The 9,064-nt window shown below is 60.8% G+C and carries 9 protein-coding genes; 5 read left to right on the plus strand and 4 right to left on the minus strand.

Going from position 1 to position 9,064, the window contains the following annotated elements:
* The first annotated feature begins 165 nt into the window (after window positions 1-165).
* The 3 genes from folK to R6U20_RS08465 are packed head-to-tail and all read left to right on the plus strand — an operon-like array spanning window position 166 to window position 1,671.
* Window positions 166-714, plus strand: coding sequence for a 2-amino-4-hydroxy-6-hydroxymethyldihydropteridine diphosphokinase (gene folK, locus R6U20_RS08455; RefSeq protein ID WP_410337421.1), 549 nt, complete (start codon window positions 166-168; stop codon window positions 712-714).
* Between the two features lie 15 nt (window positions 715-729).
* Window positions 730-1,383: a deoxynucleoside kinase gene (locus tag R6U20_RS08460; protein WP_410337422.1), complete on the plus strand. Its 654-nt coding sequence runs from the start codon at window positions 730-732 to the stop codon at window positions 1,381-1,383.
* Between the two features lie 39 nt (window positions 1,384-1,422).
* Window positions 1,423-1,671, plus strand: coding sequence for a hypothetical protein (locus tag R6U20_RS08465; protein WP_410337423.1), 249 nt, complete (start codon window positions 1,423-1,425; stop codon window positions 1,669-1,671).
* A gap of 838 nt (window positions 1,672-2,509) precedes the next feature.
* On the opposite strand, the gene R6U20_RS08470 is transcribed toward R6U20_RS08465, so the two are convergent.
* Complete coding sequence (locus R6U20_RS08470; RefSeq protein WP_410337424.1) at window positions 2,510-3,190, minus strand: energy transducer TonB; 681 nt, start codon at window positions 3,188-3,190, stop codon at window positions 2,510-2,512.
* A 642-nt stretch (window positions 3,191-3,832) separates the two neighbouring features.
* On the opposite strand from R6U20_RS08470, the gene carA reads away from it, so the two are divergent.
* Entirely contained in the window at window positions 3,833-4,969 is a 1,137-nt protein-coding gene (gene carA / locus R6U20_RS08475; RefSeq protein ID WP_410337425.1) for a glutamine-hydrolyzing carbamoyl-phosphate synthase small subunit, read from the plus strand.
* 255 nt (window positions 4,970-5,224) lie between these two features.
* Window positions 5,225-8,050 carry a carbamoyl-phosphate synthase large subunit gene (gene carB, locus R6U20_RS08480; protein ID WP_410337426.1) on the plus strand — a complete coding sequence of 942 codons (2,826 nt, stop codon included), beginning with the start codon at window positions 5,225-5,227 and terminating at the stop codon, window positions 8,048-8,050.
* A 30-nt stretch (window positions 8,051-8,080) separates the two neighbouring features.
* Here carB and R6U20_RS08485 read toward each other — a convergent pair whose 3' ends face one another.
* From R6U20_RS08485 to R6U20_RS08495, 3 genes are read right to left on the minus strand one after another with little or no spacing between them, the layout of a single operon-like run.
* On the minus strand, window positions 8,081-8,350 hold the full coding sequence (locus tag R6U20_RS08485; RefSeq protein ID WP_410337427.1) for a type II toxin-antitoxin system RelE family toxin: 270 nt from the start codon (window positions 8,348-8,350) through the stop codon (window positions 8,081-8,083).
* Window positions 8,347-8,556, minus strand: a complete 210-nt coding sequence (locus R6U20_RS08490; RefSeq protein WP_410337428.1) for a hypothetical protein — start codon at window positions 8,554-8,556, stop codon at window positions 8,347-8,349. Before R6U20_RS08490 ends, R6U20_RS08485 begins: the two co-directional genes overlap by 4 nt.
* A gap of 60 nt (window positions 8,557-8,616) precedes the next feature.
* Window positions 8,617-8,967: a nucleotidyltransferase family protein gene (locus R6U20_RS08495; RefSeq protein ID WP_410337429.1), complete on the minus strand. Its 351-nt coding sequence runs from the start codon at window positions 8,965-8,967 to the stop codon at window positions 8,617-8,619.
* Window positions 8,968-9,064: the final 97 nt, after the last annotated feature.

The raw sequence follows: 9,064 nt of genomic DNA on the forward strand, positions 1-9,064 counted from the left end.
CCGACGACCAAACGGCCTTTAGCAGGGCTTGTTTGGGCCGGGCGGTAGCTGTGCATGGGGCCAACAGGCGGTGCGCGGGGCGCTTTTAAACGGCGCCTCCTCAACTCGCTGTGCGATGATTCGTACGCGCCATGTGTCTACGTTTCATTTACCTTGCACGTTTTCATGCCTTCCTCTGTTGCTTGGACCGATGCCTACCTTGGCGTAGGGGCGAACCTGGGCGACCGCATTGCCCAGATCGACCAGGCGTTGGTCCGGTTGGATGCGCAGGCTGAGATATCGGTTGAGCGAGTGTCGTCGGCCTACGAGAGTGAGGCGCATCGGCGGCCCGGTCAGGAGGCGGTGCCTGCGTTCATCAACGGTGTGGTGCACATCCGCACTGGCCTGTCGGCTCACGCGCTGCTGCGTGCCACTCAGGCGCTGGAGGAGCAGGCCGGACGGTTGGCATCGGCCCCACGGTGGGCGCCGCGTCCGCTCGACATTGATCTGCTCATGGTGGGGGCCGAAACGGCGTGCACCGAGCGCCTTACGCTTCCGCATCCCCGCCTGCACGAACGACGGTTTGTGCTGATGCCCTGGGCCGAGCTGGCCCCGAACTTGTGGGTGCCGGACCCGTTCGACGCTACCGTTCAAAACTTGCTTCAGACCTGTTCCGATGCCCACGCCTTACATCGGCGGTCGGGGCCTCTGGCTCGCTCCTTGTTCTCTGCGTAAACGCTCCTGCTGCTCGTGTCTGTACCTGCGCTTCCCCCCGAATTGAATTATATCGTTATTGAAGGTGTAATCGGGGCCGGAAAGACGACGCTGGCCAAGCTCATGGCTGAGCGTTTCGAGGGGCGCCTGGTGCTGGAGCAGTTCGACGACAACCCGTTTCTGGAGCGTTTCTACGACAACCGTGAGCGCTGGGCCTTCCAAACCCAGCTGGCATTTCTGGCGAGCCGCTTTCGTCAGCAGAAGGAACTGGGGATGCGCGACCTCTTCCACGACCTCACCATTAGCGACTACGCGTTCGACAAAGACCGCATCTTTGCGCATCAGAACCTCTCGGGCGATGAGCTGCAGCTCTACGAAACGCTGTACGCGCACATGGAGCCTGCCACGCCCACGCCCGACCTGATTGTGTATTTGCAGTCTTCTACCGAGCGACTCATGCAGAATATTGCCAAGCGCGGGCGGCCGTACGAGGAAGATATGGATCCTGCCTACATTGAATCGCTGCACGAGGCGTATAACCATTACTTCTTTCACTACACGAAGAGTCCGCTTCTCATCGTCAACGCCACCGAGATCGATTTTGTGGAGCGTGAGGACGACCTGGATGCGCTCATCCGCCATATTACTACCGTAAATACACAGGGGACGACCTACGTTCGCCACCCGTAGCGTGGCCCGGGTCCGTTCCATTGCGAAGCACTGCCCCGTATGGAGTACGTCATTACGGCTATCATCATTTACTTCGTTTTGCAGGTTGTAGCCAACCTGGTGCGCATTTGGCGTGGCCGGGGGCGGCATCCTTCGGACGACTTTTTCGGGGCGTCGCGCCAAAATGGTCATCGCGAGGATCGCCTTGCGCGGCACGACCGCGAATCGCCCCGGTTCTGGGGGCGCGATGTCGAGGATGCATCGTGGGTCGATGTGAATGATGAGGAGCCCTCCGACGATGCGCCATAGCGGAAGACGCCAGAGTATATGCGACGCTGCTGGGCGGACGCAGGAGCGTCCTCTGCCCTATCGCACCGACGGAGACCGTCGGTGCCGGGTCCTGTGATTCATCTCAAAAAGTCACAGGAAAGGAGGGGGCCTGGATCTGTGTCCAGGACAAACAGGATGGAGGGGAAAACCCATCTGAAACCAACCTTTCAGGATTGACAGAGCACTAAGTGACCTCAACAATGGTTTTGGGAATTGCCGGGTGGATTCCCCTCCATCCTACCTTTCCTCCTCGGTACGCGTTTAGCGACTTATAGCCGGGGATTGGTATTCCGACGGCTGTCGGAAGGACGTCCCGGGCGGTGTCTGGGCTAAGTTAGCGGGGCAGAGGGCCCGAAGGGTCATGCCTGTTGTGCCCCTGAACAGCCTGCGTCGCACGGCAGAGGGGCCGAAGGTCATGCTTTTTGTGCCATGCTTTGTGCCATGCTTTGTGCCATGCGACGAGCGTAAGCAGAGCCAACGGGGGACCGTTGGCTCCAGTCTATCTACCCCTCAGTCGCTGGCGCGACGGCTTCCCTCTTTACGGCTTCCCTCTTTACGGCTTTCTTCTTTACGGCTTTCTTCTTTAGGGGGAGCGATTAGGGGGATTGCTGCTTTACCTCACACCTCAACGTCATCCTGACCCACGACGCCCGTCGGGGGGAAGGATCTCAACGCCGCTCCTGCACGTGGGGCACGATCCTTCGGTGAAGAGCGCTGGACCCCGTAAGAGCGCTGGATCCCGGGCAGTTATAGAATCGCGCTCAACACGTATCAAGACAAAAGGGACACCCCGCCGGTAGACGCAGCACTACTGGTGTTAGCGCGGCCCAAATCGGAAGGTGATCACGGTCTGCGTGGCAACGGGCTCGCCGTTGTCTGTTGCTGGACGAAACTGGGCCCGGCGCACCGCCGTCAGGACCGCCTCTTCAAGTCCATAGCCGAGCGTATCAATGGACTGCTCGGTGCCCTCTGCATCGACCTGCCACCGGTTTCGGATGCGCGCTGATTCGACCTGTCCTTGTGGATTGACTTCAACCACCAGTTCAATACGAGCACGCACCTCTTCGCGCCGGGCGTGCTCGGTGTAGGTGGGTTGGGGAGCGCGGAGCAGACGTGCCTCCGTTGAGGGCTGCGTTCGTGCTGCCGCCTCTTCGGCTCTGCCGTCGCGGCGCTCGGCATCATCGCCAGGATCCGTGATATCGAGCGCCACATCGCTCCAGTCGATCTCTGCATCAACAAGTTCGTCTTCGGGCACCACCTCGGGCGGAAGCGGAGCCGGGGGCGGCGGCTGGCGGCGCACGTCCTGGTCGGTCGGCTGAATCTCTTCGAGCTGGATACGGTCGGAGGCCAGATCGCTGTACGAGGCGTGGGAAGCAGCCTCGGGCACCGGCCACCACCGCACCAGTCCCACGCAGAGCAGGAGGGCCGCCGCACCTGCTCCCAGCACACGCATCCGATACGTGCTCGATCCCCGCCACGATGTGTTGCGTCTGTTCATCTGTCGCTTCTGCCTGTATGCATCTTGGCCGTGCGGCTCACCGCTGTACGTATGGATTGGGGATCGCCGTTTCCCCGGTCGGCGTCTGGGTCAAGGCTGGGCATTGTGAGCCGCATCTCTCTTTACGGATCCATGTGGTGCGTTATTCCAAATCCAGTTGTAGGATTGCGGTATCGCCTCTTTAGCGCACCGGATGTACGTCGTCAGTCGGACTTCGGCCTCGTGTGAGGATGGAGGAATGGATGTTCTTCTCTTTCACCCATTCCCCTTTCCATCCCTCCATACACCAACGGAGCATACGGAGTTGGCGTTATTCCCCATGCGTCCTTCTGCCCCCACAAGATGCGTGGCCTCTGCTTCAGTGAACATCCTGCAAATCCATCTGAACAACTTGCGGAACGACGGTCTACCTGCTACGTTTGTCGATGGAAATTACTGATGACTCCCCTTATGCCTGCATCTGCGCCCCCTGACCGGCTCTTGTTGTTGTGGCATGCGCTGTCAACCCGACAGGGCAGCCGCCCTCCCCGTTTTGTTTACCTTTCCGTCATTGGCGGAAAGGTTTTTTTATGCGCTTATGCTGCGGAAGTCATCGCGTCTCTGTTCGTCTTTGCCTGCCCTCTGTAATCCTCCCCTTTGGCTATGCCAACCTCCCGAACTGCCACGCTTGCTCTCTCCGACGGAACGGTCGTGCCCGGCCGCGCCATCGGCCAGCGCGGTACCACGCGCGGCGAGCTATGCTTTAACACCAGCATGACTGGCTATCAGGAGATCCTCACCGATCCCTCCTACTACGGCCAGCTTGTGATGATGACCTACCCGCACATCGGCAACTATGGCACCACGCCCGCCGAAAACGAGTCGCACGCGCCCAAGGCGTCGGGCCTCATCGTGCGCTCGTGCACTAACACCCCGAGCGGACCACACGGCCGGTCGGCACTGGATGCGTACCTGGCGCAGCACGGTGTCGTTGGCATTACCGACATCGACACGCGAGCGCTCGTCCGCCAGATTCGCACCGATGGCGTGCTGAATGCGGTCATTGATAGCACCGGCCTCGACGCCGACACGCTCGTAGCCCGCGCCCGCAACTGCCCCGACATGGCCGGGCGCGCCTATGCGTCCAAGGTCACCACGCAGTATGCCTACACCTACAACCGCGACAATGGCCCCACGATCGTCGTCGTGGACTACGGTGCCAAGCGCACGCTGCTCGACGCGTTTGCCCAGCGCGGCTGCACGGTGCATGTGGTGCCCGCTGCCACGCCGCTCGACAAACTGCGCTCCTACGCACCCGACGCGCTCTTCCTGTCCAATGGACCGGGCGATCCACGTGCCATGCCCGAAGCAATCGAGCACGCTCGTACGTGCCTCAACGCAGACCTGCCCGTGCTTGGCATCTGCCTCGGACATCAACTCATGGCGCTGGCGCAGGGCATGGATGTCTACAAGATGCGCGTGGGCCATCGCGGTGCCAATCAGCCGGTCAAGAATCTGATGAGCGGACGCGTCGAAATTACCACGCAGAACCACGGCTTTGCGGTAGAGGCGGCGTCGATTCCCGATCAGGGCGCGGTCGTTACGCATCGCAACCTGAACGACGACACGATCGAGGGCTTGCGGTATCCCCAGCACAAGGCGTTCTCGCTGCAATACCATCCCGAGGCGTCGCCCGGGCCGCACGACAGCGATTATCTCTTCGACGCGTTCCTGGAGATGATTCCCGATTGCGCTCCCGCTCTTCGCACTGCCCGCCACGGTCTCGCCGTTGCGGGTTAATTTTTGGGGGTGGGTCAACGTGCTGTGATTGCTGCATAGGCACAAGCTATGTCCTCGTGGCCTCGTGAATACCCCTTGAAGTATGAGTTTGGCACACAGATCGCCGGGGATGCAAGCGATCCCCGGCTATGGATCCCCTTAGCCCGGGATCAGGAGCGCAGCGGATATCCCGGGCGGTGCCAGCAATTTCGAAAAGCCCCCACACCCTCAACCCGCGACATACGTACTCTCTGACGACCGCCTCCGAATCCCCCAATGCCTAAACGCACCGACATCGACACCATCTTGCTCATCGGCTCCGGCCCCATCGTCATTGGCCAGGCCTGCGAGTTCGACTACTCGGGCAGCCAGGCTGCGCAGGCGCTCATGGACGAGGGCTATCGCGTGGTGCTGGTGAACTCGAATCCGGCCACCATCATGACCGATCCCATGATGGCCGACGAGGTGTACCTGCAGCCGCTCACCGTCGAATCCATCACGCGCATCGTCGAAAAGGAACAGCCGGATGCGGTGCTGCCCACCATGGGCGGACAAACCGCGCTGAATCTGACCGAAGACGTCCAGAAAGCCGGCGTGTGGGCTGAGCATAGCGTGGAACTCATCGGCGTGGACCTGGATGCAGTGCAGCGCACCGAAGACCGCCAGCGCTTCCGCGACCTGATGGAAGAGGTGGGCCTGGATCAGGGGCGCAGTCAGACCGCGAAGACGGTAGACGAAGCCGCAGCCGTAACCCGTGATCTGGGTGGACTGCCGGTGGTCATTCGTCCGTCGTACACGCTGGGCGGCTCGGGCGGCGGCATTGTGCGCACCGAAGACGAATTCGAACGCATGGTATCGCGCGGACTGGAGATGAGTCCGGTGCACCAGGTGCTCATCGAGGAGTGCCTGTTCGGGTGGAAGGAGTACGAGCTGGAACTGCTCCGCGACGCCAACGAGAACGTCGTCATCATCTGCTCCATCGAAAACGTGAACCCGATGGGCGTGCACACGGGCGACTCGGTGACGGTGGCGCCGCAGCAGACCCTCACCGACCGCCAGTACCAGGCCATGCGCGACGCTGCGATCAAGGCGATGCGCTCTATTGGCACGTTTGCAGGGGGATGCAACATCCAGTTTGCGGTGGATCCGGAGACCGGGCGCATGATCGTAATCGAGATCAACCCCCGCGTGTCGCGCTCCTCGGCGCTGGCCTCGAAAGCAACGGGCTATCCCATCGCCAAAGTCGCGACGCGGCTGGCTGTGGGCTACACGCTGGACGAGCTGCCCAACGAAATCACCGGCACAAGCGCCTGCTTCGAGCCATCGATCGACTACGTGGTCACCAAGATTCCGCGCTTCAACTTCGACAAGTTCGAAGGCGTTGACGAAGCGCTCACCACGCAGATGAAGGCGGTGGGCGAGGTGTTGGCGCTCGGACGCACCTTCCCCGAGAGCCTGCAAAAGGCATGGCAGAGCCTGGAGATCGGCTACCACGGACTCGGCGCCGACCGTCCGGTGCCCGACCGCGACACCGTGCGCGAACGGCTGGAGCAGCCGTACTGGGATCAGCTTCTTCATGTGCGCCACGCGCTCTACCATGACGCCTCGGTCGAGGAGATTCACGGCGTCACCAAGATCGACCGGTGGTTCTTGCGCGAGATCGAATCGATCGTCGCCATGGAGCGGCAGATCGCCGCGCACACGCTCGACACACTCCCGAACGACTTGCTGCGTGAGGCCAAGCGTTACGGGTTTTCGGATGCGCAGCTTGCCTTCTTGCTTGCGGGCGACCTCGACGACGACACCGTCCGTGCGCATCGCAAAAAAGCAGATATTACGCCGTCGTTTCTGGTGGTGGACACCTGCGCCGGCGAGTTTCCTGCCGACACGCCGTACTACTACTCCAGCTACGACGCCGGCAACGAGCGCCCGGCCTCCGACCGCGACAAGGTGCTCATTCTGGGCAGCGGACCCAACCGCATCGGGCAAGGCATCGAGTTCGATTACGCCTGCGTGCACGGCGTGCGGGCTGCGCAAGCCATGGGCTACGAGGCGCTGATGCTCAACTGCAACCCCGAAACCGTCTCGACCGACTTCAACGTGGCCGACGGCCTCTTTGTGGAGCCGGTTTACTGGGAGCACATCATGAACGTGATCGACCACGAGCAGCCCGAGGGCGTGATCGTTCAGCTGGGCGGACAGACCGCGCTGAAGTACGCCAGGCGTTTCAAGGAGCACGGCATCCGCGTGCTGGGCACTGATCCCGTCGACATGGACCGCGCCGAAGATCGGGGTCATTTCTCCACGGTACTGAAAGAGCTTGACATCCCCTCGCCGCCGTACGGCATGGCGCACAGCGTCAACGAAGCCGTGCAGCGCGCATCCGACATCGGCTACCCGGTGCTGATTCGTCCGAGCTACGTGCTGGGTGGCGAGGGCATGCGCATTGCCCACACGCCTGCCGAAGTGAAGCGCCATGTCGCCTCCATCCTGCAGCGCACGCCCGACAACGCGATTCTGCTCGACCGCTTCCTGGAGGGCGGCATCGAAGTCGATGTGGACGCCATCTGCGACGGCACCGACGTGTGGATCAGCGGGATTCTGGAGCATGTGGAGCCCGCAGGGGTGCATTCGGGAGATTCGACGGCCGTGCTGCCCCCGCACAGTCTCCCCGCAGACGTGCAGGACACCATTCGCAATTATGTAGAGCAGTTGGCCCGCGCGCTACATGTTCGCGGTCTCCTGAACGTGCAGCTCGTGGTGCACAACGATACCGTCTACGTGATTGAAGCCAATCCGCGAGCCTCGCGTACCGTGCCATTTGTGGCGAAAGCCACCGGCGCGCCCGTCGCGGCCATTGCCACGCGCGTCATGCTGGGGGATACGCTGGCAAATCTGCGCAACGAAGGGCTTCTCGATTCGCATCTGACCGGCTACGCGCTGAAACGCCCCGTCTTTTCGTGGGACAAGTTTCCGGAAGTGAAGCAAGAAGTCGGCCCCGAAATGCGCTCCACTGGCGAGGCGATCGTCTTCACCGACGAGATGACAGAGGAGCACCTCGCCCAGCCCTATCCGATGCGGGCGATGAAGGTGGCGAGGTAGTGTGAGGACGTGGACCTGCAAGAACAGTGGCTACGGGAAGTAGCGGTAGATTTCTCTACGGTGCAGGCAGCGCACAAAGACGACGGTGTCTTGCTCAACGGCGATTCCGATTCGGTAGTCACCAACACGGATTCGGTACAATGCCTCGCCCCCACTGAGCTTCTTTACGCTTGGCAAATCCTGCAACGAACCGCTTGCCTCTACCTCTTCAATTTTCCCTCGGATGCGACCGCGCATCTCTCGATCCTTCTTCAGATTTTTCAGGTCGCGCTGGAAGCTTTTTCGGAACGCTGTTTTCATTCCTCATCTTTCAACATCTCAAAAATTTTCGATCGCTGGACGCGGTCCGTTTGCTGACCTTCGCGAATTGCTTCTGTAAGAGCAAAATCTTCCAGGACTTCCTCGAAGACCTCTCGAAAGAGATCCCGGCGTTCCGACAGGGTTTCGGAGAGCGCTTCTTTCAAAACCTGTTTCAGTGCATCGGGTGACAGATCAGTCGTACTCATCGGCATTTAGGTTGGTGATAACGAATGAGTGCTTGCAAACTGCTGGGGCACCCTGAGGGTTCAACTCAACTCCGTGCGATGGAAGTGAGCAGCCGTTTCTTCACGGCGTTGGTCATAGATCACTTGGCGGGTCGCATCAACGGACGTTCGAAAGTACGGGTTGGAGAGAGAACGTTCTGTAATCAGGTCTACGGGGCGCTTGAACAGATCCTCAAGCGCTTCGGCAAAATCCAGGTACCGGTCCGCGTATCCCGGTGATGTGTCGGCAAAGCGTACGATGAAGTCAAGATCGCTCGATCCACGATCAAAGGCATCGGACGTGACCGACCCGAACACCTCCAGCCGCTCCACACCATGCGTACGGCAGAGATCACGAAGCTCTGATTTGTGCTGTCGGATCGGTCCAGGCATCTGGTTACATTGAATCGATGAGTGCGGTCTACGCCGTGCTATGGCCGCTACAAGACGCGTCCCGTGGCATCACGTTTCCTCCCCATCAGCTTGACGC

The organism is Longimonas sp. (assembly GCF_046498435.1).
Classification (GTDB): Bacteria; Bacteroidota; Rhodothermia; order Rhodothermales; family Salinibacteraceae; genus Longimonas.

What these genes read in the sequence shown, in the direction of transcription:
- R6U20_RS08495 (WP_410337429.1), bottom strand. Translation starts at nt 8,967, where the DNA reads ATGCCTGGACCGATCCGACAGCACAAATCAGAGCTTCGTGATCTCTGC.
- R6U20_RS08465 (WP_410337423.1), top strand. Translation starts at nt 1,423, where the DNA reads ATGGAGTACGTCATTACGGCTATCATCATTTACTTCGTTTTGCAGGTT.
- folK (WP_410337421.1), top strand. Translation starts at nt 166, where the DNA reads ATGCCTTCCTCTGTTGCTTGGACCGATGCCTACCTTGGCGTAGGGGCG.
- carB (WP_410337426.1), top strand. Translation starts at nt 5,225, where the DNA reads ATGCCTAAACGCACCGACATCGACACCATCTTGCTCATCGGCTCCGGC.
- R6U20_RS08470 (WP_410337424.1), bottom strand. Translation starts at nt 3,190, where the DNA reads ATGAACAGACGCAACACATCGTGGCGGGGATCGAGCACGTATCGGATG.
- R6U20_RS08490 (WP_410337428.1), bottom strand. Translation starts at nt 8,556, where the DNA reads ATGAGTACGACTGATCTGTCACCCGATGCACTGAAACAGGTTTTGAAA.
- R6U20_RS08485 (WP_410337427.1), bottom strand. Translation starts at nt 8,350, where the DNA reads ATGAAAACAGCGTTCCGAAAAAGCTTCCAGCGCGACCTGAAAAATCTG.
- carA (WP_410337425.1), top strand. Translation starts at nt 3,833, where the DNA reads ATGCCAACCTCCCGAACTGCCACGCTTGCTCTCTCCGACGGAACGGTC.